Annotated in this window: 20 protein-coding genes and 1 riboswitch; of the genes, 8 read left to right on the top strand and 12 right to left on the bottom strand. The window is 58.4% G+C overall.

The annotated features are described in order from the left end of the window. The first annotated feature begins 2 nt into the window (after window positions 1-2). The 7 genes from H7R56_RS08710 to yegS all read left to right on the top strand — a co-directional run bounded on the left by H7R56_RS08710 (window position 3) and on the right by yegS (window position 7,871). Window positions 3-1,415: an MFS transporter gene (locus tag H7R56_RS08710; RefSeq protein WP_106929493.1), complete on the top strand. Its 1,413-nt coding sequence runs from the start codon at window positions 3-5 to the stop codon at window positions 1,413-1,415. A 3-nt stretch (window positions 1,416-1,418) separates the two neighbouring features. Beyond that, a complete protein-coding gene (gene baeS, locus H7R56_RS08705; protein WP_106929491.1) occupies window positions 1,419-2,885 on the top strand; it encodes an envelope stress sensor histidine kinase BaeS in 1,467 nt (488 codons plus the stop codon). Further along, window positions 2,882-3,604, top strand: coding sequence for an envelope stress response regulator BaeR (gene baeR, locus H7R56_RS08700; protein ID WP_106929489.1), 723 nt, complete (start codon window positions 2,882-2,884; stop codon window positions 3,602-3,604). The genes baeS and baeR overlap by 4 nt, the downstream gene beginning before the upstream one ends. 122 nt (window positions 3,605-3,726) lie before the next feature. Beyond that, the gene (locus tag H7R56_RS08695; protein ID WP_106929487.1) at window positions 3,727-4,059 is read left to right on the top strand and encodes a YegP family protein; all 333 of its coding nucleotides are present in this window, start codon (window positions 3,727-3,729) and stop codon (window positions 4,057-4,059) included. A 153-nt stretch (window positions 4,060-4,212) separates the two neighbouring features. Next, window positions 4,213-5,574 carry a prephenate-dependent tRNA uridine(34) hydroxylase TrhP gene (gene yegQ, locus H7R56_RS08690; protein WP_106929485.1) on the top strand — a complete coding sequence of 454 codons (1,362 nt, stop codon included), beginning with the start codon at window positions 4,213-4,215 and terminating at the stop codon, window positions 5,572-5,574. Window positions 5,575-5,794: 220 nt separating this feature from the next. Then, on the top strand, window positions 5,795-6,826 hold the full coding sequence (locus tag H7R56_RS08685; RefSeq protein WP_032425611.1) for an IS630-like element ISEc33 family transposase: 1,032 nt from the start codon (window positions 5,795-5,797) through the stop codon (window positions 6,824-6,826). Between the two features lie 145 nt (window positions 6,827-6,971). Continuing rightward, the gene (gene yegS, locus H7R56_RS08680; protein WP_106929483.1) at window positions 6,972-7,871 is read left to right on the top strand and encodes a lipid kinase YegS; all 900 of its coding nucleotides are present in this window, start codon (window positions 6,972-6,974) and stop codon (window positions 7,869-7,871) included. Here yegS and H7R56_RS08675 read toward each other — a convergent pair. The 12 genes from H7R56_RS08675 to H7R56_RS08620 all read right to left on the bottom strand — a co-directional run bounded on the left by H7R56_RS08675 (window position 7,868) and on the right by H7R56_RS08620 (window position 21,788). After that, on the bottom strand, window positions 7,868-9,157 hold the full coding sequence (locus H7R56_RS08675; protein WP_223878959.1) for an ABC transporter substrate-binding protein: 1,290 nt from the start codon (window positions 9,155-9,157) through the stop codon (window positions 7,868-7,870). The two genes, yegS and H7R56_RS08675, sit on opposite strands and share 4 nt — an antisense overlap. 119 nt (window positions 9,158-9,276) lie before the next feature. Further along, the gene (locus H7R56_RS08670) at window positions 9,277-10,050 is read right to left on the bottom strand and encodes an ABC transporter ATP-binding protein (RefSeq protein ID WP_106929481.1); all 774 of its coding nucleotides are present in this window, start codon (window positions 10,048-10,050) and stop codon (window positions 9,277-9,279) included. A gap of 10 nt (window positions 10,051-10,060) precedes the next feature. Continuing rightward, a complete protein-coding gene (locus tag H7R56_RS08665; RefSeq protein WP_106929479.1) occupies window positions 10,061-10,927 on the bottom strand; it encodes an ABC transporter ATP-binding protein in 867 nt (288 codons plus the stop codon). Continuing rightward, window positions 10,899-11,804: an ABC transporter permease gene (locus tag H7R56_RS08660; RefSeq protein WP_106929477.1), complete on the bottom strand. Its 906-nt coding sequence runs from the start codon at window positions 11,802-11,804 to the stop codon at window positions 10,899-10,901. Before H7R56_RS08660 ends, H7R56_RS08665 begins: the two co-directional genes overlap by 29 nt. Continuing rightward, window positions 11,801-12,838, bottom strand: coding sequence for an ABC transporter permease (locus tag H7R56_RS08655; RefSeq protein ID WP_182928578.1), 1,038 nt, complete (start codon window positions 12,836-12,838; stop codon window positions 11,801-11,803). Before H7R56_RS08655 ends, H7R56_RS08660 begins: the two co-directional genes overlap by 4 nt. Beyond that, window positions 12,835-14,457 carry an ABC transporter substrate-binding protein gene (locus H7R56_RS08650; protein WP_106929473.1) on the bottom strand — a complete coding sequence of 541 codons (1,623 nt, stop codon included), beginning with the start codon at window positions 14,455-14,457 and terminating at the stop codon, window positions 12,835-12,837. Before H7R56_RS08650 ends, H7R56_RS08655 begins: the two co-directional genes overlap by 4 nt. A gap of 118 nt (window positions 14,458-14,575) precedes the next feature. Then, window positions 14,576-15,730, bottom strand: coding sequence for a mandelate racemase family protein (locus tag H7R56_RS08645; RefSeq protein WP_106929471.1), 1,155 nt, complete (start codon window positions 15,728-15,730; stop codon window positions 14,576-14,578). A 268-nt stretch (window positions 15,731-15,998) separates the two neighbouring features. Beyond that, on the bottom strand, window positions 15,999-17,051 hold the full coding sequence (gene fbaB, locus H7R56_RS08640; RefSeq protein ID WP_106929469.1) for a class I fructose-bisphosphate aldolase: 1,053 nt from the start codon (window positions 17,049-17,051) through the stop codon (window positions 15,999-16,001). Window positions 17,052-17,196: 145 nt separating this feature from the next. After that, the gene (thiD, locus tag H7R56_RS08635; protein ID WP_106929467.1) at window positions 17,197-17,997 is read right to left on the bottom strand and encodes a bifunctional hydroxymethylpyrimidine kinase/phosphomethylpyrimidine kinase; all 801 of its coding nucleotides are present in this window, start codon (window positions 17,995-17,997) and stop codon (window positions 17,197-17,199) included. After that, complete coding sequence (thiM, locus tag H7R56_RS08630; protein ID WP_106929465.1) at window positions 17,994-18,779, bottom strand: hydroxyethylthiazole kinase; 786 nt, start codon at window positions 18,777-18,779, stop codon at window positions 17,994-17,996. The genes thiD and thiM overlap by 4 nt, the downstream gene beginning before the upstream one ends. Window positions 18,780-18,813: 34 nt before the next feature. Continuing rightward, window positions 18,814-18,910: riboswitch (TPP riboswitch) on the bottom strand. A gap of 248 nt (window positions 18,911-19,158) precedes the next feature. Next, entirely contained in the window at window positions 19,159-20,505 is a 1,347-nt protein-coding gene (locus tag H7R56_RS08625) for a sensor domain-containing protein (protein ID WP_106929463.1), read from the bottom strand. A 323-nt stretch (window positions 20,506-20,828) separates the two neighbouring features. Next, complete coding sequence (locus H7R56_RS08620) at window positions 20,829-21,788, bottom strand: LysR family transcriptional regulator (protein ID WP_106929461.1); 960 nt, start codon at window positions 21,786-21,788, stop codon at window positions 20,829-20,831. 127 nt (window positions 21,789-21,915) lie between these two features. Between H7R56_RS08620 and H7R56_RS08615 the strand changes: the two genes are divergently transcribed. Further along, a complete protein-coding gene (locus H7R56_RS08615; protein WP_106929459.1) occupies window positions 21,916-23,697 on the top strand; it encodes an adenine deaminase in 1,782 nt (593 codons plus the stop codon). Window positions 23,698-23,715 lie beyond the last annotated feature (18 nt).

The raw sequence follows: 23,715 nt of genomic DNA, 5'->3' as shown, positions 1-23,715 counted from the left end.
CCATGACTGAGCTCCCGGCTAACGTACGCTGGCAACTGTGGATCGTGGCGTTTGGCTTTTTTATGCAATCGCTGGACACCACCATCGTGAACACCGCCCTCCCCTCAATGGCCCTGAGCCTGGGGGAGAGCCCGCTGCACATGCACATGGTGGTGGTTGCCTACGTGCTGACCGTCGCCGTTATGCTGCCAGCCAGCGGCTGGTTGGCTGACCGGGTTGGCGTGCGCAATATTTTCTTCACCGCCATCATCCTCTTTACCCTGGGGTCACTGTTCTGCTCGCTCGCCGGGACGCTCAACGAGCTGGTGATGGCTCGCGTGCTGCAGGGGATCGGCGGGGCAATGATGGTCCCCGTCGGCAGGCTAACGGTGATGAAAATCGTCCCGCGCGAGCAGTACATGGCGGCAATGACCTTCGTCACCCTTCCCGGACAGATTGGCCCGCTGCTGGGGCCAGCGCTGGGCGGGATACTGGTCGAGTATGCCTCATGGCACTGGATTTTCCTGATCAACATCCCAGTCGGCATCGTCGGCTGTATCGCAACTCTGATGCTGATGCCCAACTACACCGTGCAGACGCGGCGCTTCGATCTGTCCGGTTTTATCGTGCTGGCGCTGGGCATGGCCACCTTAACCCTCGCGCTCGACGGCCAAAAGGGGCTGGGCATTTCACCGTGGATGATGGCCGCGCTGGTCGGCGTTGGTCTGGCATCCATCCTGATCTATCTGTGGCACGCACGGGGCAACGACAGCGCGCTGTTTAGCCTCAAGCTGTTTCATACCCCCACCTTCTCTTTAGGGCTGGCGGGCAGCTTCGTCGGCCGTATCGGCAGCGGCATGCTGCCGTTTATGACGCCGGTATTTCTGCAAATTGGCCTCGGCTTCACCCCGTTCCACGCCGGCTTGATGATGATCCCAATGGTGCTAGGCAGCATGGGGATGAAACGTATCGTCGTGCAGGTGGTTAACCACTTCGGCTATCGCCACGTGCTGGTTGTTGCCACCCTCGGGCTGTCGCTAATCAGCCTGCTGTTTATGTTTACCGCGCTGGCAGGCTGGTACTACGCCCTACCGGTCGTGCTGTTTATTCAGGGAATGGTGAACTCCAGCCGTTTCTCGTCAATGAATACCCTGACGCTGAAAGACCTGCCGGACGACCATGCCAGCAGCGGCAACAGCCTGCTGTCGATGATAATGCAGCTGTCGATGAGTATCGGCGTAACCCTCGCCGGGCTCCTGCTGGGAATGTTTGGCCAGCAGCACATCGCCATCGGCAGCGCGGCGACGCATCACGTCTTTATGTACACCTATCTTTGTATGGCCATCATTATTGCGCTTCCCGCTCTCGTCTTCGCGCGCGTGCCGGACGACACCAGCAAAAACGTGGTTATTGCCCGACGCAAACTGAAGGAGTAGACCGTGAAATTATGGCGCCCGGGTATCTCCGGCAAACTGTTTCTCGTCATTTTAACCACCTGTATCGTGCTGCTTATCAGCATGCACTGGGCCGTGCGTGTTAGCTTCGAGCGCGGCTTTATTGACTACATTAAGCGCGGCAACGAGCAGCGGCTGCAGCTGCTGAGCGACGCGCTGGCGGAACAGTACGCGCTGCACGGAAACTGGCGTTTTTTACGCAATAACGACCGCTTCGTGTTCCAGATCCTGCGCTCCTTCGAGCACGATAACGGTGAAGATCGTATGCCGCCAGGCCCTCCCGGCCCCGACGGCGGGCCTGACCGCGCGCCCGATCGCGGCGGCCCGGATCGCGGGGGTATGCCGCCCCACGGCTGGCGAACACAGTTTTGGGTTGTCGATCAAAAAGCCCGCGTACTGGTCGGCCCGCGTGAAGCGGTGCCGATTGACGGCACCCGGCGCGGTATTATTGTCAACGGCGCTGAAGTCGGTGCGGTGATCGCTTCGCCGGTAGAACGCCTGACCCGCAACACGGATATTAACTTCGATCGCCAGCAGCGGCGTACCAGCTGGCTTATCGTCGGCCTGGCCACGCTGCTCGCGGCGCTGGCCACCTTCCCGCTGGCGCGCGGTCTGCTCGCGCCGGTGCGGCGGCTGGTTGAAGGCACCCACAAGCTGGCTGCGGGCGATTTTTCTACCCGCGTTCCGGTCAGCAGCGGTGATGAACTGGGCAAGCTGGCGCAGGATTTTAACCGCCTCGCCAGCACGCTGGAAAAAAACCAGCAGATGCGTCGGGACCTGATGGCCGACATATCCCACGAGCTGCGCACGCCGCTGGCGGTACTGCGCGGCGAACTGGAGGCAATTCAGGACGGCGTGCGCAAATTCACCCCGGAATCGGTCACCTCGCTACAGGCTGAAGTCGCGACGCTGACCAAGCTGGTGGACGATCTCCACCAGCTTTCGATGTCCGACGAAGGTGCGCTGGCCTACCAGAAAGCGCCTGTCGATATCATTGCGCTGGTTGAAATTGCCGCTGACGCCTTCCGCGAGCGTCTGGCCAGTCGTGGGCTCACGCTCAATCTGGCACTGGCAGAAAACGCCACCGTCTTTGGCGATCCGGATCGCCTGATGCAGCTGTTTAATAACCTGCTGGAAAACAGTCTGCGCTACACCGACAGCGGTGGGCAGGTACAGATTCGCAGCGAGCTGCTGGCGCAAAGCATCGTGCTGGAATTTGCCGACAGCAGCCCCGGCGTCAGCGATGAACAGCTAAGCCGACTTTGTGAACGCTTTTACCGCACCGAAGGCTCGCGCAACCGCGCCAGCGGCGGATCCGGCCTGGGGCTGGCTATCTGCGCGAATATTGTTGCCGCCCACGGCGGCCAGCTCCACGTCGGACATTCGCCTTTTGGCGGGGTTAGCATTAAAGTAGAATTACCGCTGGAACGCGTAATACCGAGAGAAATATGACCGAGTTACCGATTGATGAAAACGCCCCACGCATTCTGATCGTTGAAGATGAACCCAAGCTGGGGCAGTTGCTCATCGACTATTTACTGGCAGCCAATTATGCGCCAACGCTGATTAACCACGGTGATAAAGTGCTGCCGTACGTGCGCCAGACGCCGCCGGACCTGATCCTGCTGGATTTAATGCTGCCAGGCACCGACGGCCTGACGCTGTGCCGCGAGATCCGTCGCTTCTCCGAGGTCCCGATTGTCATGGTGACCGCCAAAATTGAAGAGATCGACCGCCTGCTGGGTTTAGAAATCGGCGCCGACGATTACATCTGCAAACCGTACAGCCCGCGCGAAGTGGTGGCACGCGTGAAGACCATTCTGCGCCGCTGCCGGCCGCGTCAGGAGCTGCAGGCGCTGGACGAACAGAGCCCGCTGGTGGTGGACGAAACACGCTTCCAGGCCTCATGGCGCGAGCGACTGCTGGATCTTACTCCCGCCGAATTCCGTCTGCTGAAAACGCTGTCGCAGGAGCCGGGCAAAGTGTTCTCGCGCGAACAGCTGCTCAATCACCTGTACGATGACTACCGCGTCGTGACCGACCGAACCATCGACAGCCATATCAAAAACCTCAGGCGCAAGCTGGAGTCGCTGGACGCCGAACAGTCGTTTATTCGCGCTGTCTATGGCGTAGGCTACCGCTGGGAAGCCGACGCCTGCCGTATGGCCTAACCGCTAAGAGCGGCACGTCTGCGCCGCTCTCGTTTTTCCCCGCTCGCATCTTCGCCAATATCTCCCATACTCATACTGTCAGTCGATACGTTTAACGAATGCAATCTAATCAAGGAGTCACCATGGCTGGTTGGTTTGAATTAAGCAAAAGCAGCAACGATCAGTTCCGATTTGTTCTGAAAGCGGGAAACGGGGAGATTATCCTGACCAGCGAGCTCTATACCACCCGAGCCGCGGCGGAAAAAGGCATCGCCTCCGTGCGCGTGAATAGCCCGCTGGACGCGCATTACGAGAAGAAAACGGCCACTAACGGTAAATTTCACTTCAACCTCAAGGCGGGCAACCACCAGGTCATTGGCACCAGCCAGCTGTATGCCACCGAGCAGTCGCGCGATAAGGGCATCGCGTCGGTAAAAACCAACGGTGCCAGCGAAACCGTGAAAGATAATACCTGACGGCTCCACCACCGCCGGGCGGTCTGCGACGGCCACCCGGCGCTTTACCTCGCCCCGCCACAGCGCTACAATGCCCGCCCTTAAAGTGGGGACACTCCCCAACTCGTCGCATCAGGTGCGGCGAATCTGACCTGTCATCAGAACGAGAAAATCATGTTTAAACCGGAACTCCTTTCCCCGGCGGGAACGCTGAAAAATATGCGTTACGCTTTCGCTTACGGCGCCGATGCAGTCTACGCGGGTCAACCGCGCTACTCGCTGCGCGTACGTAACAACGAATTCAATCACGAAAATTTACAGCTCGGCATCAACGAAGCCCACGCGCTGGGTAAAAAATTCTACGTCGTGGTGAACATCGCGCCGCACAACGCCAAGCTGAAAACCTTTATTCGTGACCTGAAGCCGGTAGTGGATATGGGGCCGGATGCGCTGATTATGTCCGATCCGGGGCTTATCATGCTGGTGCGAGAACACTTCCCGGAGATGGACATTCACCTGTCGGTACAGGCGAACGCCGTCAACTGGGCCACGGTGAAGTTCTGGAAACAAATGGGATTAACCCGCGTGATCCTCTCGCGCGAACTGTCGCTGGAAGAAATTGAAGAAATTCGCAGCCAGGTTCCGGACATGGAGATTGAAATCTTCGTTCACGGCGCGCTGTGCATGGCCTATTCCGGCCGCTGCCTGCTGTCTGGTTACATCAACAAACGCGATCCTAACCAGGGTACCTGCACCAACGCCTGCCGCTGGGAATACAACGTGCAGGAAGGCAAAGAAGACGACGTGGGCAACATCGTCCACAAATACGAACCGATTCCGGTGCAAAACGTCGAACCGACCCTCGGCCTCGGCGCGCCAACCGATCAGGTCTTTATGATTGAGGAAGCTAAACGTCCCGGCGAGTACATGACCGCTTTCGAAGACGAACACGGCACCTACATCATGAACTCCAAAGATCTGCGCGCCATCGCCCACGTTGAGCGTTTGACCCAGATGGGCGTCCATTCGCTGAAAATCGAAGGCCGCACCAAATCCTTCTACTACTGCGCGCGCACCGCCCAGGTGTACCGCAAGGCCATCGACGACGCGGCCGCTGGCAAACCGTTCGACACCAGCCTGCTGGAAACGCTGGAAGGCCTTGCCCACCGTGGTTACACCGAAGGGTTCCTGCGTCGCCACACCCATGACGACTATCAGAACTATGAGTACGGCTACTCCGTTTCCGAGCGTCAGCAGTTCGTCGGCGAATTTACCGGCGAGCGTAAAGGCAACCTGGCCGCCGTGGCGGTGAAAAACAAATTCCTGATCGGTGACAGTCTGGAGCTGATGACCCCACAGGGCAACGTCAACTTCACGCTTGAGCATATGGAAAACGCCAAAGGTGAGACGATGCCGGTCGCGCCGGGCGATGGTCACACCGTATGGTTACCCGTGCCGGAAGATATGGCGCTGGAGTATGGCCTGCTGATGCGTAATTTCTCAGGACAATCCACTCGTAATCCGCATAGCAGCTAGTACATTTATATTGTTTTTCAATAGCAAGGATTCTTAGAAATGGATCACAGACGGAATTATCGATTATCGATACTATTCTCTCGCTGAAAAACATAACCCATAAATGCTAGCTGTACCTAAATAGATGCGCGGAATAGTAGATCACTGAAAGGGAACTCAGCCCGGATTGTGCGATCTGATCAATCGCCAAACCAACCAAAACCACCAACCGGACTGAGCGATGCCGATCATAGCACCAATACCCCGTGGCGAACGACGCCTGATGCAGAAAGCTATTCATAAAACGCGCGATAAAAATCATGCCCGCAGACTCACGGCCATGCTGATGCTTCATCGGGGTGAACGGGTCAGCGATGTTGCCAGAACTCTCTGTTGTGCTCGTTCATCCGTTGGTCGCTGGATTAACTGGTTTACGCACTCAGGTATTGAAGGCCTGAAATCCTTACCCGCAGGGCGCTCCCGACGCTGGCCTTTTGAACATATCTGCACCCTGTTACGTGAGCTGATAAAGCATTCTCCCGGCGATTTTGGTTATCAACGTTCACGCTGGAGCACCGAATTACTGGCATTAAAAATCAATGAGATAACCGGTTGCCAGTTACATGCAGGAACCGTTCGCCGCTGGTTGCCATCTGCGGGGCTTGTATGGCGCAGGGCCGCGCCAACTCTGCGTATCCGTGACCCACATAAAGATGAAAAGATGGCGGTAATCCACAAAGCGCTGGATGAATGCAGCGCAGAGCATCCGGTATTTTATGAAGATGAAGTGGATATCCACCTTAATCCTAAAATCGGTGCGGACTGGCAGTTGCGCGGACAGCAGAAACGGGTAGTGACGCCGGGGCAGAACGAAAAATACTATCTGGCCGGCGCACTGCACAGTGGCACGGGTAAAGTCAGCTACGTGGGCGGCAACAGCAAAAGTTCAGCGCTGTTTATCGCTCTGCTGAAGCACCTGAAAGCCACTTACCGGCGGGCGAAAACAATCACGCTGATCGTTGATAACTACATTATCCATAAAAGCCGCGAAACACAGCGCTGGTTGAAAGCAAATCCCAAGTTCAGGGTAATTTACCAGCCGGTTTACTCGCCGTGGGTGAATCATGTGGAACGGCTATGGCAGGCACTTCATGACACGATAACCCGTAATCATCAGTGCCGCTCAATGTGGCAGTTACTGAAAAAGGTCCGCCATTTTATGGAAACCGCCAGCCCATTCCCCGGAGGAAAACATGGTCAGGCAAAAGTGTAGCGGTATTAGGCGCAGCTATTTAGGAACCACCTCCTTAGCCTGTGTAATCTCCCTTACACGGGCTTATTTTTTGCCCTTCCCTCCTAAAGCACACTGCCGTTTCCTTTGTTACACTCTTTGCATACCCCCTAAAGAGGTACCAAGGATGTCAGATTTTCCAGCAAGTTTACTGATACTTAACGGTAAAAGTGCCGATAACCCCGAGCTGCGCAAAGCGGTGACTCTGCTGCGCGACGAGGGCATTGTGATTCACGTGCGCGTCACCTGGGAGAAAGGCGACGCCGTACGCTATGTCGACGAAGCGGTGGCGCTTGAGGTGGCTACGGTGATTGCCGGCGGCGGCGATGGCACCATCAATGAAGTCGCAACGGCGTTGATCCACTGCGAGAGCAACGCGGTTCCCGCGCTGGGGATATTACCGCTTGGCACCGCCAATGATTTTGCCACCAGCGTGAATATTCCTGATGATTTAGCCAACGCCCTCAAGCTGGCAATTGCCGGGCGCGACGTCCCGGTGGATATTGCCCAGGTCAACCATAAAACCTGCTTTATCAATATGGCGACCGGCGGCTTCGGTACGCGTATCACCACGGAAACCCCGGAGAAACTGAAGGCAGCGCTGGGCGGCGTATCGTATCTGATTCACGGACTGATGCGCATGGATACCCTGAAACCGGACCGCTGTGAAATTCGCGGCGAGAACTTTAGCTGGCAAGGTGATGCGCTGGTTATTGGCATCGGTAACGGACGCCAGGCGGGAGGCGGCCAGCAGCTGTGCCCGGAGGCATTAATCGACGATGGGCTGCTGCATCTGCGTATTTTTACCGGTGAAGAGCTGCTGCCGGCGCTGTTTAACACGCTGGCCAGCAGCGATGGCAAAGAGAATCTGGTGGACAGCGTCTCGCCGTGGTTCGAAGTCACCGCACCGCATGAAATGACCTTTAACCTCGACGGCGAGCCGCTGAGCGGGACCGCCTTCCGGATGGAAATTTTGCCGGCGGCGCTGCGCTGCCGCCTGCCGCCGGACTGCCCGCTGCTGCGTTAACGCATTGCGCGTTTTAAGATTCGCTCAGACTGACGCTTGAAATCCGCCGCCGCTTCGGCGACGGATTTCTTGCCGTAGTCAATAGATTGCAGCGCGCTATCAAATTCCTGCACCAGCTGCGGATCTTCCAGATACGGCGACACGCCGACCTTCGCCGGTAGCGACAGCGCGAGCTTGATGCCAGCAACCGAAGGGTCTTTGTCGTTGATCACGCCAGATGCGGTCAGGGTCTCCGCGCCGCTTTTGCTCAGCGGCACGCCGCGCTCCAGCCCCAGCAGCGTCACGCCCTCTTTGCTGTTGAGCAGGAAGTTAATCAGCTTCGCCGCCGCCTGCGGGTGTTGTGTGGTTTTGCCAATCGACAGCATCATCGACGGTTTCATAAACAGCCCCGCGTCGGTGGCCCCAGGCAGCATGGGATAGCTCCCCAGCTCCAGTTTCGCGGGCGGTTTCAGGTTATCAGAATATTTGGTCACGGCGGTGTTCCACATATACACCCCGCCCCATTCGCCCTCGATCCACGGCTTCATCTCGTACATGTTGCCCTTGCCAAATGAGGCGTAATACTTCATGTCCGGAATAACATGATTATCGATAAGCGTTTTATACAGCTGGAAAAACTCCACCCACTGCGCGTCGCTGTAGGTAAACTTTTTGCTCTGTTCATCGATGGCCGGGATGTTGTACTTCTGCACCATATACGAATTGAGCAGCGCCAGCACGCCGAGGCTCTCCGGGGCAACCGGGTAGTACTGTTTGCCCAGCTTGCTCGCAAAGGTTTTCCCGGCGTGCATCAGCTCATCCCAGTTTTGCGGATAGCCTAAACCGGCTTTTTTCCAGGTCTGGTCGTTGTAATAGAAAATACGAGCGGTCATGGCGACGGGAATCCCGTTCAGTTTGCCCTTCACCGTCACCGGCTGAAGGTCTTTGGCGGTGAACTGGTCGAGACCAATTTCCGCTTTTACCTTGTTGAGATCGTAAAAGCCGTTACCGTCTTTCGAGAACAGCGTCAGCCAGTTCCAGTTGGTCTGCATGACGTCCGGCTCGGTGCCGCCCGCCAGCTGCGTGGTCAGGCGCGAGGTGTGGCCGTCCCAGCCGGTGTATTCCGCTTTCACGTTAATATCCGGATGCTGCTGATGAAAAGCTTCCAGCGCTTTTAAGGTCACCTGATGGCGACTGTTACCGCCCCACCACGACATGCGCAGGTCGACGGTTTCCGCTGCTACTGCGGAAGCGGTACAGGCACAAAGCACGAGCGGTAGAGCAATACGGAAAGAATTATTATGCATATTATTGATTTCCCAGAGGAAAATTGATCGGGTAGACCGGATAAGGCGTCCACGCCGCCATCCGGCACCTGCATCGGGCTGCCCGATGGCGCTACGCTTATCGGGCCTACAACATCCGGTTAATACGCCGCGACTTCGCGCGCCATTTCGCGCGTGTACTGGCGGCTGGCGTTCACCAGCATCTGCGTGTATGGCGTTTTCGCCTCGCCGTTCACCAACGCGTCAACGGTCAGCGTTTCGAGAATTTTGCCGTACTGCATCACCGCAACCTTCTGGCACAAATGGGCGATCACGCCCAGATCGTGAGTAACCATCAGGTAGGTCAGATTCGACTCTTTTTGCAGCTCCGCCAGCAGATTGAGGATTTCCGCCTGCACCGACACATCCAGCGCCGACGTGGGTTCATCCAACAGCAGCACCTGCGGCTCAAGGATCAGCGCGCGGGCAATCGCCACGCGCTGTCGCTGGCCGCCAGAGAGCTGGTGCGGATAGCGGTCGCGAAACGCCCGGTTCAGCCCGACTCTATCCAGCAGCGTGTTAATCCGCCGATCGCGCTCGCCGATGCCGTGAATCTGTAGCGGCTCTTCGAGAATATCGCCGATGGTATGACGCGGATGCAGCGAACCGTACGGGTCCTGAAACACCATCTGTACCTTACGGCAGCGTTGGCGGCTGATGGCGTGTTCCAACGGCTGACCATGAATGGTCAGTTCACCCTGCCAGTGGTTAAACAGCCCGGCCAGGCACTTCAGCACCGTGGTTTTCCCGGAGCCTGACTCCCCCACCAGCCCGTAAATCTCACCGGGCCTGACGTGAAAATTGACGTCGTACAGCACCTGGTTGCGCTTCTCGCCTTCGCCAAACGCCAGGTTCAGATTCTTCACTTCAATCATGATGCGCTCCTTAGTCCGTCAGCCAGCAGGCCTGACGCTGCAAAACCGGTAAGACCGGGCGACGACTGTGCATATCCGGCAGCGCGCTGATCAGGCCCTGCGTGTATGGGTGCTGCGCGCGGTCGAGATCGCAGGCGGCGATGGACTCCACCACCCGTCCGGCGTACATCACCAGCACGCGGTCGCAAAAGCTGCGTACCAGGTTGATATCGTGGCTGATAAAAATCAGCCCCAGCCCGCGCGATTTAACCAGATCATCCAGCAGGCCCAGCACCTGCAAACGCACCGAGACGTCCAGCGCGGAGGTCGGTTCATCGGCGATCACCAGCTCAGGGTCGGTAATCAGCATCATGGCAATCATAATGCGCTGCCCCTGACCGCCAGAAATCTCGTGCGGATAGAGCCCGTAAACGCGCTCGGGATCGCGAATGCGCACCACGTCCAGCATCTCCAGCGCTTTGGCCTTCGCCTCCGTTTTATGCCCCGGATGGTGCGTCAGCCAGGCTTCCGCTATCTGGTCGCCTACCCGCACTACCGGGTTCAGCGAATATTTCGGGTCCTGCATAATCATCGAAATACGCTTACCGCGGATGGTGCGCATCTGCGCTTCGCTGGCGTTGAGCAGGTCAATATCGCCAAACTGCATCTGGCTGGCGTCAATGCGCGCCTTTTTCGGGTGCAGGTGCAGCAGCGCGCGCCCGACGGTGGATTTGCCGGAGCCGGATTCGCCGACAATCGCCAGCTTCTCTCGCCCCAACTGGAAGGAGACGCCGCGTACCGCATGGGTAACCGCGCTGCCGTTAACGAATTTGACGTTTAAATCGCGCACGTCGAGCAGCGGTGCAGCGTTATTCGCTGCGAGGATCGAGGATGTCACGTAGGCCATCTCCTAAGAAGTTGAACGCAAGACTGTTGATCAGAATCGCCAGCCCCGGAATCGTCACCACCCACCAGCACTCCATCATGTAGGTGCGGCCGCTGGAGATCATCGCCCCCCATTCAGGCTCCGGCGGCTGCGCGCCCAGGCCAAGGAAGCCGAGACCGGCGGCGGTCAGGATGATCCCCGCCATGTTCATGGTGATACGGATAATCACCGATGGCAGGCACAGCGGCACAATGTGACGCCACAGCACCCGCGCCGGAGACGCGCCCTGTAAACGCACGGCGGAGATAAAATCCGCCTGACGCAGCGACAGCGTTTCGGCACGCGCCAGTCGCGCAATCGGCGGCCAGGCGGTGAGCGTAATGGCAATCACCACGTGCTCCAGCCCTGGGCCTAAGGCGGCGACAAACGCCAGCGCCAGCACCAGGCTTGGGAAAGAGATGAAAATGTCGGTGACGCGCATCAGCACCATATCGACCTTACCGCCGAAGTAGCCCGCGCAGACGCCGAGCAGCAGCCCCAGCGGGCCGACGGTGACCGACACCAGCAGCACGATGTACAGCGTGATGCGCGAGCCGTAGACCAGGCGGCTGAAAATATCGCGGCCAAACTCATCGGTACCAAACCAGTGCTGGGCGTTTGGCGCGGTGAGCGCATTGTTTAAGTCCTGCACCAGCGGGTTATAGGGGGCGATAAGCGGCGCGAAAATCGCCACCACCAGCAGCAGGAAAATAATCCCGCCACCAATCGCCGTCAGCGGATTGCGCGCCATCTTGCCGATAAACCCGCCGGCCCGCGCCAGCGCACGCAGCAGCCGCTGGCGGCCTTCACCGGACGCGCCTGAAAGAGAAGTATCCAGAGAAACCGTCATGATTTTGTCCTCGGATCGAAGAATTGATACAGCATGTCGGAGAGCAGGTTGAGCATCACGAAGATCACCCCTACCAGCAGTACGCAGCCCATCACCGCGTTCATATCACCCAGCAGCAGGCTGCCGGTGAGATAGGAGCCAAACCCGGGCCAGGAGAAGACGGTTTCAATCAATACCGCCCCTTCCAGCAGCGAGCCGTAGGCCAGCGCCACCACCGTCAGCAGCTGCACGAGAATGTTGCGAAACGCATGATTCCAAATCACCTGCCGCTCGGTTAAACCCTTCACTCGTGCGGTGATGATGAACTCCTGCGACAGCTGCGCCAGCATAGAGCTGCGGGTCATACGGCTGATGTAGGCCAGCGAATGGAAGCCGAGCAGCGCGGCGGGCAGAACCAGGTGGTTAATCGCGTTCCAGAACACCTCGCTGTTACCCGCCAGCAGCGCATCGACGGTCATGAGTCCGGTACGACGCGGCACAATGCCGTCCAGCCCCAGATCCACGCGCCCGGCGCCGCCGACCCAACCCAGCCAGGCGTAGAACACCAGCAGCCCCATCATCCCCACCCAGAAGATGGGGGTAGAGTAGCCGGCGAGGCTGATAATACGCACCACGTAGTCGGAAAGGCTGTTGCGACGCGCCGCCGCCAGTACGCCCAGCGGAATACCAAGACCCGCGCCGACGATAATCGCCATCGTTGCCAGCTCCATGGTCGCGGGGAAGACGCGAATAATATCGTCGATAACCGGTTTACCGGTCAGCAGCGCATTGCCCAGATCGCCGTGCAGCAGGTTGACAAAGTAAATGCCAAACTGGGTCATGAGCGACTGGTCGAATCCCAGCTGGTGATAGACCTGCTGGTAAGTACTTTGGTCAGCGTCCGGGCCGACAATCGCCAGCACCGGGTCAATCGGCATCACGCGGCCAATAAAGAACGTCAGCAGCAGCAGGCCAAACAGCGTCACCGCCACCTGCATCAACCGTTTTGAGAAGCGCCGGGTCCGGGAGCCGGGCGCAAGAATAGCCGTACTCATCCTTTATCTCCTTCGCTAACTTTGTAGACATCTCGCAGGAACGTGGTGGCCGATGGGTGCGGTTGGTAGTCTTTCACTTCATTGCGCACCACCACCGAATCCACCATCTGCGACACCGGGATCATCGCCGGGATCAGCGAATCAAAACGGGTTTGAATCGCCTGATAATCGGCAATCTGTTTTTGTGGGTCACGCTCCAGCAGCGCGCCGTCGATCATCTCGTTGAGCGGTTTGTCGTAGAAACCGGTGCGCCAGCCCTGGAAGTTGGTGAGCTTCGCCGCATCGCTGTTGTCCGGGTTGTACACCAGCGCGCGCAGGCTGGAGTGCGGGTGCGGCTCCATGCCGCTGCCGCCGCGCCCCACCAGCATGTCGAACTTGCGTTCACGCATCGCACCGTAAATCTGGTTACCGGTGCCGGTGATGATTTTGGCCTTAATGCCCGCCTGCATCAGCGTCGACTGCACGGCAATGGCAATGTTGAGGAACGGCTGATCGGCCAGCACCCGCAGGGTGGTGTCAAAACCGTCCGGGTATCCTGCCTCCGCCAGCAGCTTTTTGGCTTTTGCCAGATCGAAGGTGTAGCCAGGATCCGGCAGCGTTGACGGCATCCCGGCTTTAATCGGCCGCTGGTGCAATACGCCGTAGCCCGGCATCAGCGCTTTGTTAATACCCTGATAATCAATCAGGTAGCGCACGGCTTCACGTACTTTGGGATTGGCGAAGTGCGCCTCTTTCATGCTCATCGACACGTAATACATGGTGCCGCGTTGTACCGCATCGACGGTGAGCTGTGGGTCTTTACGCAGAGCGTTGATATCCGACACCGCCATATTGTTAGCGATGTCGAGATCGCCTTTTTCAATCATCAGACGCAGGGTCTGCGACTCCTGGAAGTGGCGCAGCACCACGCGGCTCATCTTCGGCTCGCCGCGCCAGTAGTCCGGGTTACGCTTCATGCGCAGCACGTCTTTCGCCTGCCAGGTTTCCAGCGTAAACGGCCCCGATCCGGCTTCGTGCGTGGTCAGCCATTTGTTGCCCCAGTCGTTATCCTGTTCGTGACTCTGTACGGTTTTACTGTCGAGCACGCCCAGGTTGCCGAGCGCGCCCAGCGAGTAAATCACCAGCTGCGGATCGTTATCCTTCGGCAGGACAATCTGCACCGTATAGTCGTCCGGCGCGGTCACCTGCTTGTCGACGTTCTTTTTGCTAAAGCCGTAGGATTTCCACACCGATGCCTGAGCGAGGTTGAGGTGCAAAATACGCCGCATCGACCACACCACGTCGGCGGCGGTCAGCGGGTTTCCGGAGTGGAACTTGACGTTGTTATGCAGATGAAAAGTCAGCGTTTTGCCGTCCGGACTGATATCCCAGGATTTGGCGAGTGCCGGTTTAACGTTGGTCAACTGCTGAGGATCCAGTTCCACCAGCGAGTCATAGAGATTCACCACAATACCGACCACCTCGTTACCGGTCATCGCGGCCGGGTCGAGGGTCAGCAGGTTATTCATGTTCATGCCAATGATGAGCTGGTCCGGCGGCGTTTTAGCCAACGCCGCCCCGCTCCCCATCGTCATGGAGAGCGCGAGCAAACACGCTCCCAGTAAGGAGGATTTTTTCATATCTCTATTTGCCTGTACTGTAGGGTACATGTTGCCGGATGGCGGCGTTTACGCCTTATCCGGCCTACCGGGCCGTAGGCCCGATAAGCGCAGCGCCATCGGGCATTTATTGTTTTATTCAGTCGTGGCTGACGGTATTGGCTTCGATATAGTCAAAATTGATGTCTTCGCCCAGTCCGGGGCGTTGTGACAAATGCACAAATCCATCGGCATCCATCGGGTCGATGATGCTGTTCAGGTAAGCGGCTGGCTGGTCGTAGTCGAGGAACGGGTGCAGCAGGCCGCGTTCGTACCAGCGGCAGTTCCGAATCGCCCCCACCGCCGCCAGGCTTGCCGCGCCGTTGCCGTGGACTTCGCAGTCCATGCCAAACGACTCTGCCAGCGCCGCCACCTTCATGGTTGGCGTGATGCCACCCACGCCATTGGCGCCCGCACGCAGAATGTCGCACGCGCCCGCTTTCACCCAGTCGGCGCGGCTGTGATGTTTACCGCCGAAGCTTTCCGGGCCGATAATCGGAATCGACAGATTCTCCGCCAGCCACGCGTAGGACGACATGCTGTCTTCTTCCATCGGCTCTTCAAACCACGCGAAGTTGAGTTTCTCCAGCTCTTTACCGATCCATAGCGCCTCGGTACGGCTGTACCAGTGATAACCGTCGATCATCAGGTCAATATCCGGGCCGACCGCTTCACGCACTGCCGCACAGGCTTTGATATCCATTTTCGGGTTCGGCGCAAAGGAGACCGGCGGCATCCAGGTGTGCAGCTTAATGGCCTTATAGCCGCGAGCGACCAGGGTTTCAGCAAATGCCGCATACTCTTCCGGGGTAGAGAGACCGCCTTCTAAGTCATCGCCGCACATGGTGCTGCCGTAGGCCGGCACCTTATCGCGATAGCCGCCGAGCAGTTTATACACCGGCACGTTGAGCTTGCGCCCAATCAGGTCCCACAGCGCCTGTTCAACAAACGACAGCGCGCGTTCGGTCAACTGATGGGCGCTGCCGCGCTGCCAGTGCACCAGATCCTGCCAGATGCGCTCACGGTTGAACGGGTCCTGGCCGACCAGCACTTTACGGAAGAAGGTATTCACCACAAACGGGCGCACAATTTCCGGCGGCGCGAACGAGTAGCCTTGGCTGCCATCATCGGCGGTAATGGTCAGCATCGCCATTTTTGCCATGCTTTCCGGCCCCGGATGGGAGTGCCCGGCGCTGTCGGAGACGCGGCGGGTAGGATGCTGGAAAACGGTGACATTTACAGATTCAATTTTCATTATGTGTCCTTAGTACAACATTCGAAATGGCGCTTTTTGCACCACAATCCTGTGTCCAACACTTATCCGATAAATCGGTTCCAGGGAATTGAAAAGGCGTTTCATGACTAATCTAAGCACAAAATATCAGCCCTTCCACGGACAAATTCCGCTAACACCGGGCTGTTTTTTGGGCATGCGCACAATGAGGCGTGACGTTTTTCACAAAAGGAGAGAGAAGTGTGAAGGGGATCGTCCTCCGTTCCCGGACGGGAACGGAGGACAAATATTACGCGAAGGTAATTTTGCTATCGAGGTAAACATCCTGCACGGCGTTAATCAGCTGTACGCCGTCGGCCATCGACTTTTTAAACGCTTTACGGCCCAGGATTAAGCCCATGCCGCCTGCGCGTTTATTGATCACCGCCGTACGCACCGCGTCAGACAGATCGGTTTCGCCACCAGCAGCGCCGCCAGAGTTAATCAGCCCCGCGCGGCCCATATAGCAGTTCGCCAACTGGTACCGCACCAGGTCAATCGGGTTCTCGCTGGTCAGCTTGCTGTACACGCGATCGTCGGTATAGCCGAAGTTAACGGCTTTATAGCCACCGTTATTCTCGGCCATCTTCTGCTTCACGATATCCGCACCAATCGTGGCCGCCAGATGGTTGGCCTGACCGGTCAGGTCGGCAGAGACGTGATAGTCGACGCCGTCTTTCTTAAACGCCGGATTACGCAGATAGGCCCACAGCACCGTCACCAGTCCCAGCTCGTGCGCACGCTCAAAGGCGGCAGAAATCTCTTCAATCTGGCGGCGCGACTCTTCCGAGCCAAAATAGATGGTTGCCCCAACGGCCACCGCCCCCATATTGAACGCCTGCTCAACGCTGGCGTACAGCGTTTGATCGAAGGTGTTCGGGTAGCTCAGGGTTTCGTTGTGGTTAAGTTTGACCAGGAACGGAATACGGTGCGCGTAGCGGCGAGACACCGACGCCAGCACGCCGTAGGTGGAGGCCACGCAGTTACAGCCGGCTTCAATCGCCAGCTCAACGATATTTTTCGGGTCAAAATAGAGCGGGTTGGCGGCAAATGAGGCCCCGGCCGAGTGTTCGACGCCCTGATCTACCGGCAGAATCGACAGATAGCCCGTTCCGGCTAAACGGCCGGTGTTGTAGAGCGTCTGCATGTTTCGCAATACGGCTGGCGGGCGGTTATTGTCTATCATCACCCGATCAACGTAGTCGTGGCCGGGCAGATAGAGCTGGTCGGCTGGAATGGTCATACAACGATGCTGTAAAAGGCTGTCGGCATCTTTGCCAAGCAACTGCGCAATATCAGTCATAGCTATGCTCCCGTAAGCGCCGACATCATGTCGGCTGGATGTCCTGCTCAACTTTTTTGAGCAGGATAAGCCTGGTACCGGGGGCGTAGAATGTCCAACTTTTGTCGGTTTTAGCACGCGCGCGGCTGGCACGCGGACGGGACAGCTACCACCATTCGTGGAAGTGGTGAACCGGACCAATCCCCTCGCCGACCTCCAGCGTATCGGCCTGCGCCAGCGCTTTCGACAGCCAGCCCTTCGCCACCGGCACCGTCTCCTGCCAGCTGGCGTAACGCGGTCTTAACGCTGCCAGCGCCGCCGATAGCGTACAGCCGGTGCCGTGGGTATTTTTGGTGTCCACGCGCGGCGCGGTAAAGCGCATTTCGCCGTCAGCGGTGAACAGCCAGTCCGGGCTTTCGGCATCGTCCAGGTGGCCGCCTTTCATCAGCACTGCTTCACAGCCCAACGCCCGCAGCGCGCGCCCCTGTTCCAGCATCTCCAGTTCATTGCGCGCGTGCGGCGCGCCGAGCAGCGCCGCCGCCTCCGGCAGGTTTGGCGTAATCAGCGCAACCTGCGGCAGCAGGCGCTGGCGCAGAGTCGCGACCGCCGACGCCGACAGCAGCGGATCGCCGCTTTTCGCCAGCATCACCGTGTCCAGCACCACGTTCTGGATACGATAGCGCTGTAAACGCTCGGCCACCGCTTCAACGATGTCGGTCTCGGCCAGCATGCCGATTTTGGTGGTGTCGATACGCACATCGCTGAATACGGAATCCAGCTGCGCGGCGACAAAGTCAGGTTCTATCCGGTAGACTGACTGCACGCCGCGGGTATTTTGCGCCACCAGCGCGGTCATCACCGAGCAGCCGTAGGCCCCCAGCGCCGAGAAGGTTTTCAGATCGGCCTGAACGCCCGCGCCGCCGCTTGGGTCCGTGCCCGCAATCGTCAATGCGTTGATACGTTTCATGCCGCCACCTCCCCGTGCATCGCGTACAGCGCGTCAAGGAAAGCCGGGGTAAAACTCCCCGGACCGCGGCCCTCTGCCGCGCGTTGCCCGGCGTGTTTCATCAGCAGGCAGGCGCCCGCCACGTTGAGCAGGCGATCGCCCGGCAGCGCGCAGCTGGCCGCAACAACCGCCGACAGTGCGCAGCCGGTGCCGACGATACGCGTCATCAGCGCCGCCCCGCCGTTCGCCGCCAGCGTGCGCTCGCCGTCGGTGATGTAATCCACCTCGCCGGTCACCGCCACAATCGCCCCGCTTTCTCGCGCCAGCTTCTGCGCCGCAGGCAGCGCGGCGGCAGCGGTATCGGTGGTATCGACCCCGCGCCCGCCCAGGCTCTCACCGGCCAGCGCCCGGATTTCGGAGGCGTTCCCACGAATGGCCGACGGCGTCAGGCGCAGCAGTTCGCGGCAGAAATCGCTGCGTAACGTCAGCGCCCCCACCGCCACCGGATCCAGCGTCCACGGCGTTTCTGCGCGATTGGCACTGTCAACCGCTGCGCGCATCGCCAGCGCACGCGAGTGGGTTAAGGTGCCCACGTTAACCAACAGCGCGCCGGCAAGCGCGGCAAACTGCGCGGCCTCTCCGGCATCAATAACCATCGCGGGAGATGCCCCCACGGCCAGGAGGACATTCGCCGTGAAGGTTTGCACGACGTCATTCGTCATACAGTGAACAAGGGGGGCATGCTGGTGAAGAAGAGAAGCGGTGTGCGCAGATTGCGCGGAATTAAGCAGGTCAACGTGCATGGTTTGCTCCTGCCATAACGCGAAGAAGCAATGGCCGGTCGGCCTCTGACTTCCCTACGCTGGCATTATCCAGATCAGGTGGTACGGGTATTTCTCAGCCTTCGCAAGGAAGGGCACCCCGAGTCATTCAAATCAATTGATTACGATTAACAGACTGTTAATCGCCGCGCAGAATAATGCCAGCAGGCAGCCGGACAAACAAGCCCAATAACCCGCTGGCAGTCAGACAGAGCGCATCGCGACGAGACACCCAAACGCCGCCAGGGCGAAAACGACCGGCGCATTTCATCGGGCCTATTTTGCAGCAAACGCGCGGAGGTCAGATATCTTCGCTGCGCCCCATTTAACACAACCCATTGATTTATTAATAAAGTAAAAATCATTTTCCATCAGGACGCTTTGCTTTTTTCGCCAGATACATCGCTTTATCGGCATAATCGAGCAGCTGACGTTCGTTGGTACCCTGTTCAGGATAGTGCGCAATGCCAATACTCGGGACAATCGCCAAACGGTGCTCTCCCAGCACAAAAGGAGAAGCGAAAGCCTCAACAATTTTTTCTGCCACCGCGAAAGCGTCGTCCGGCAACGCGCTGTTCTCAATCAAAATCACAAACTCATCGCCGCCGATACGCGCAACGGTATCGGATTTCACGACGCAGCGCGTCAGGCGGTCCGCGGCGGCTTGCAGGAGTAAATCCCCTATCCCGTGGCCCAGGGTGTCGTTAACCTGCTTAAATTTATCGAGATCGATATACAGCAGCGACAAATGCCCCCCTTCACGGCGCGCGGTAGCAAGCGCAGCCCTAAGGCGATCGAACAAAAGGCTACGGTTTGGCAGGTCGGTCAGCTGATCGAACTGTGCCATATGCTGTAACCGAGCCTGCATCTGCTGACGCTCAATAACCGTCGCAATCTGCGTCGACACAAACTGCAATAGCTCCTGGTCCTGTTCGTTATAGCGTACGCCGTCCGGGTAGCTTTTGACGACCAGAACACCGATGGTGCCTTTCTGTGACTTAAGCGGAACCCCAAGCCAGCAGGATGGATTCAGGCCAAACGAAATGCGCAGTTCTTCATGGCGGCCCGCCATTCTCTCGGGCGTCAGCAGTAGCGGTTGACCCGTTTGAATCACCTCCGCGTAAAATGTCCCGGGAATAAGCGTAAACGGCGCGGGTATTTCCTGAAACGCATCCACGTGATACGGGAAGGTCAGTTGGCCCGTTTGCGGGTCGTAAAGCGTGACCGAAAAATTATCGACGGGAAGCAGCGTACCGACGATCTCATGGATACGCTGAAATAGCTTGAGTAAATCTTCAGCCGTGTGTGCCGCTTCAGAAATAGCGTACAGTGCGGATTGTAATGATTCAGAGCGTTTGCGTTCGGTAATATCCCGCGCAACGCCAATGCGTAATTGATTAGCCGGGGACCAGCGTGCCGACCACATAATATTGACGGTCTGGCCATTTTTATGCACATAGCGGTTTTCAAAATGGAACTGCGGGCGGCCAGCCATGATTTCTACTACTGAATTTCGTGTTAATTCTCGATCTTCCGGTAGCATCATATCGAACATGTTTTTGCCGATGAGTTCTTGCGGCGTATAGCCAAAAATACGTTCACATGACGCGCTTGCATAAACAATGTTAGCGTGGGCATCTACTGCAAAAACAGCATCCAGCATGAGATCGATAAAACTGCTCAACGGCGCGTGAGGATTCGATTCCATAGAGAAAGTCAGGCCTGAATATAAGAGTGAGTGCGACTACATTAGAGTTCCGTCGCCCATTAGCACTACACTAAAGGTTAAAGATAGTACAACTTCAGGCTGATTTACAATCAAAAAGAGGCGTGTGGCGCGTGTTAAAAGAAGGGGCATATCGGCATTCGCAATAACAAGGAGATTGCCGATCGCTAAAAAAGAATCAGCGGCGAACTAACCCCCTGCTGCCGGGCGGCCCAGGAATAATCTTCCGTCATTATTCTCTTTATTTCACCGCCCGCTCTCCCCTCGTTTCTGATGATGATACGGCGAATTAACGGCCATGTTATTCAAGAGATAATTTGCTTTCCCGCCGCCCCGGGTAATTCCCCGCTGCTTTCGCGAAGCTGTTTCAGCAACAGGGCAAAGCAGGACTCAATCAGCGGCGGCAGCGCCTGCGACCCGCGCATCAGCGCCACCGTACGGGTTAAGGCCGGCTGCTGAAGCTGCGCAACTTTGAGCACAGGATCCTGCAAATGGGTGGTGTAAAGCTGTGGCAGAATCGCCACCGCCAGCCGCGAGCGCACCAGGCCATACAGCGTTTCAATATAGTCCACCTGATAGCGCGTATTCAGCGTCAGGCGCTGGCTTTCCACCAGCGCGCCGACCAGCCGCTGCACGTTTCCTTTTGAGAACACCGCGATATCGTTTCCAGCCAGCAGCTTCCACGGCAGGTGTGGCTGACCGGCCAGCGGATCGTCGGCATGGACGACCGCCACCAGCGGGTCTTCGCGCAGCGGGAACACCTGTAAATCTTTCGGCAACGAGCTATCGATGGCCCCGACGCCAAAGTCAATCTGGCCGCTGAGCAAATCGCTGACCATGGCATCGTTGGTGCGGTCGTGAAACTCAACGCGCAGGCGCGGGAAGGCCTGCGCCAGGAGGCTGGGCAGCATCGGAAACAGCAGCGAGCTCACCGAGGGCACCAGGCCAATACGCACCGTGCCATCACCGCCAGCCGCAACAATTTGCTGCATATCCTGAAACGCGGCCTGCGCAACGCTCAACACCCGCTGGGCGTGGGGTAATATGGCCGCGCCCAGCTCGGTCAGCGTCACCGACGACGCGGTGCGGTTTACCAGCTTGCCGCCCAGCACCGCTTCCGTCTGCCGCAGCGCGCTGCTGAGCGCGGGCTGGCTTATCGCCAGGCGGTTGGCGGTATCGGTAAAATGGCGCAGCTGCGCCAGCGTCACAAAATACTGGAGTTGTTTGAGCGAAAGCGCGGGTAGCCGCTGCCAGGGTTCGGTCATGTTGTTGTGCTCACCGGTGACGATCACGCAGAATAAGCCAAAGTTATCAGGTGATAAATTTAATCATCTGGGCAAACGTTTGCACTGCCCCTAAAGTAGCGCCCATTATCCCTGTGCCGGAGTTGTTATGTCCAGCAATGCTGAAAACCGCCGCCGCGCCGTCCAGGCCGCGCGCGGGGAAGTTCCCTTCGATCTGCTGCTGACCGACGCCAGCGTCGTCGATATGGCGACCGGCGAGATTCGCGAAGCCGACGTGGGTATCGTCGGCGAGATGATTGCCAGCGTCCACCCGCGCGGCAGCCGTCGCGACGCGCTCGAACGCCACGCTCTGCCCGGCGTATTTCTCTCACCCGGTCTGATGGACACGCATGTCCACCTGGAAAGCTCCCACCTGCCGCCGGAACGCTATGCCGAAATCGTATTGGCGCAGGGCACCACTGCCGTCTTCTGGGACCCGCATGAACTGGCCAACGTGCTGGGCGTGGCGGGCGTGCGCTATGCCGTAGAGGCTAGCCGCCATCTGCCGCTGCAGGTGATGGTGGCCGCGCCGTCCAGCGTGCCGTCGACGCCGGGGCTGGAAATGTCGGGTGCCGAGTTTGCCGGGGCCGAGATGGACACCATGCTCGGTTGGCCGGAAGTGCGCGGCGTGGCGGAGGTGATGGATATGCACGGCGTCCTGCACGGCAGCTGTCGTATGCAGGAAATTGTGCAAGCGGGGCTAAACAGCGGCAAGCTGATTGAAGGCCACGCCCGCGGGCTGAGCGGCGCCGATCTGCAGGCCTATCTGGCCGCTGGCGTCACCTCAGACCATGAATTGACTTCCGCCGATGACGCGCTGGAAAAGCTGCGTGCCGGTCTGACGCTGGAAATTCGCGGCTCGCACCCGTACCTGCTGCCCGATATCGTTAATGCGCTGAAAACGCTGCCGCATCTTTCCTCGCAGATCACCGTGTGCACCGACGACGTGCCGCCGGACATGCTGCTGGAAAAAGGCGGTATCATCGCCCTGCTGAATCTGCTGATTGAACACGGTCTTCCGGCAACCGACGCCCTGCGTTTTGCTACGCTGAACGCCGCCATTCGCCTCCAGCGCAACGATCTGGGGCTGATTGCCGCCGGTCGCCGTGCGGACCTGGTGGTCTTTGATTCGCTGGATACGCTCTGTGCGCGCGCCGTTTATGTCGCCGGGAAACAGATCGCCCGCGACGGCAAGCTGCTGGCGCCGATCGACGCCGCGCCGGGCGTCACGCCGCCGCGTGATACCCTGCGCCTTACCCCACTCAGCGCCGATGATTTTGCGCTACGGGTCGGCAATATTCGCCACGGCGTTGCCCGGCTGCGCCATATTCGCGGCGCGCGTTTTACCCAATGGGGTGAAGTGGACGTTGAAATCCGTGACGGCCAGGTACAGCTGCCGAGTGGGTTTAGTCTGATTTGGGTAAAACACCGCCATGGCCGTCATGAAGCGACGCCGCAGATTGCGTTGCTCGAAGGCTGGGGTGAACTGCGCGGCGCGATTGCCACCAGCTATTCACACGACTCACATAACCTGGTGGTGCTGGGGCGTCATCCTGACGATATGGCGCTGGCGGCCAATCAGCTGATTGCCTCCGGCGGCGGCATGGCGCTGGCGCAAAACGGCGGCATTCTGGCCCACGTGGCGATGCCGATAGCCGGGATGCTGTCAGACAAACCCGCCGACGTGCTGGCCGCTGAGTTTCGCCAACTGCGCGACCTCAGCGCGCAGGTCGCCGACTGGGAGCCGCCGTATCGCGTGTTTAAAGCGATTGAGGGCACCTGTCTGGCCTGCAACGCCGGACCGCATTTGACCGATTTAGGGCTGACCGACGGCACCACGCGACAGATTGTCGATCCGGTTATTTCGTCACAACACACAACACAACAATAAACATGGGAGCGCCACACA

This window comes from Klebsiella sp. WP3-W18-ESBL-02 (assembly GCF_014168815.1).
GTDB classification, from domain to species: Bacteria; Pseudomonadota; Gammaproteobacteria; order Enterobacterales; family Enterobacteriaceae; genus Kluyvera; species Kluyvera ascorbata_B.
This window is presented reverse-complemented; position numbering and strand designations above follow the sequence as displayed.

Excerpts from the sequence above, each read along its gene's own strand:
- H7R56_RS08710 (WP_106929493.1), top strand. The coding sequence starts at position 3 with ATGACTGAGCTCCCGGCTAACGTACGCTGGCAACTGTGGATCGTGGCG.
- baeR (WP_106929489.1), top strand. The coding sequence starts at position 2,882 with ATGACCGAGTTACCGATTGATGAAAACGCCCCACGCATTCTGATCGTT.
- H7R56_RS08695 (WP_106929487.1), top strand. The coding sequence starts at position 3,727 with ATGGCTGGTTGGTTTGAATTAAGCAAAAGCAGCAACGATCAGTTCCGA.
- yegQ (WP_106929485.1), top strand. The coding sequence starts at position 4,213 with ATGTTTAAACCGGAACTCCTTTCCCCGGCGGGAACGCTGAAAAATATG.
- H7R56_RS08685 (WP_032425611.1), top strand. The coding sequence starts at position 5,795 with ATGCCGATCATAGCACCAATACCCCGTGGCGAACGACGCCTGATGCAG.
- yegS (WP_106929483.1), top strand. The coding sequence starts at position 6,972 with ATGTCAGATTTTCCAGCAAGTTTACTGATACTTAACGGTAAAAGTGCC.
- H7R56_RS08675 (WP_223878959.1), bottom strand. The coding sequence starts at position 9,157 with ATGCATAATAATTCTTTCCGTATTGCTCTACCGCTCGTGCTTTGTGCC.
- H7R56_RS08670 (WP_106929481.1), bottom strand. The coding sequence starts at position 10,050 with ATGATTGAAGTGAAGAATCTGAACCTGGCGTTTGGCGAAGGCGAGAAG.
- H7R56_RS08660 (WP_106929477.1), bottom strand. The coding sequence starts at position 11,804 with ATGACGGTTTCTCTGGATACTTCTCTTTCAGGCGCGTCCGGTGAAGGC.
- H7R56_RS08655 (WP_182928578.1), bottom strand. The coding sequence starts at position 12,838 with ATGAGTACGGCTATTCTTGCGCCCGGCTCCCGGACCCGGCGCTTCTCA.
- H7R56_RS08650 (WP_106929473.1), bottom strand. The coding sequence starts at position 14,457 with ATGAAAAAATCCTCCTTACTGGGAGCGTGTTTGCTCGCGCTCTCCATG.
- H7R56_RS08645 (WP_106929471.1), bottom strand. The coding sequence starts at position 15,730 with ATGAAAATTGAATCTGTAAATGTCACCGTTTTCCAGCATCCTACCCGC.
- fbaB (WP_106929469.1), bottom strand. The coding sequence starts at position 17,051 with ATGACTGATATTGCGCAGTTGCTTGGCAAAGATGCCGACAGCCTTTTA.
- thiD (WP_106929467.1), bottom strand. The coding sequence starts at position 17,997 with ATGAAACGTATCAACGCATTGACGATTGCGGGCACGGACCCAAGCGGC.
- thiM (WP_106929465.1), bottom strand. The coding sequence starts at position 18,779 with ATGCACGTTGACCTGCTTAATTCCGCGCAATCTGCGCACACCGCTTCT.
- H7R56_RS08625 (WP_106929463.1), bottom strand. The coding sequence starts at position 20,505 with ATGGAATCGAATCCTCACGCGCCGTTGAGCAGTTTTATCGATCTCATG.
- H7R56_RS08620 (WP_106929461.1), bottom strand. The coding sequence starts at position 21,788 with ATGACCGAACCCTGGCAGCGGCTACCCGCGCTTTCGCTCAAACAACTC.
- H7R56_RS08615 (WP_106929459.1), top strand. The coding sequence starts at position 21,916 with ATGTCCAGCAATGCTGAAAACCGCCGCCGCGCCGTCCAGGCCGCGCGC.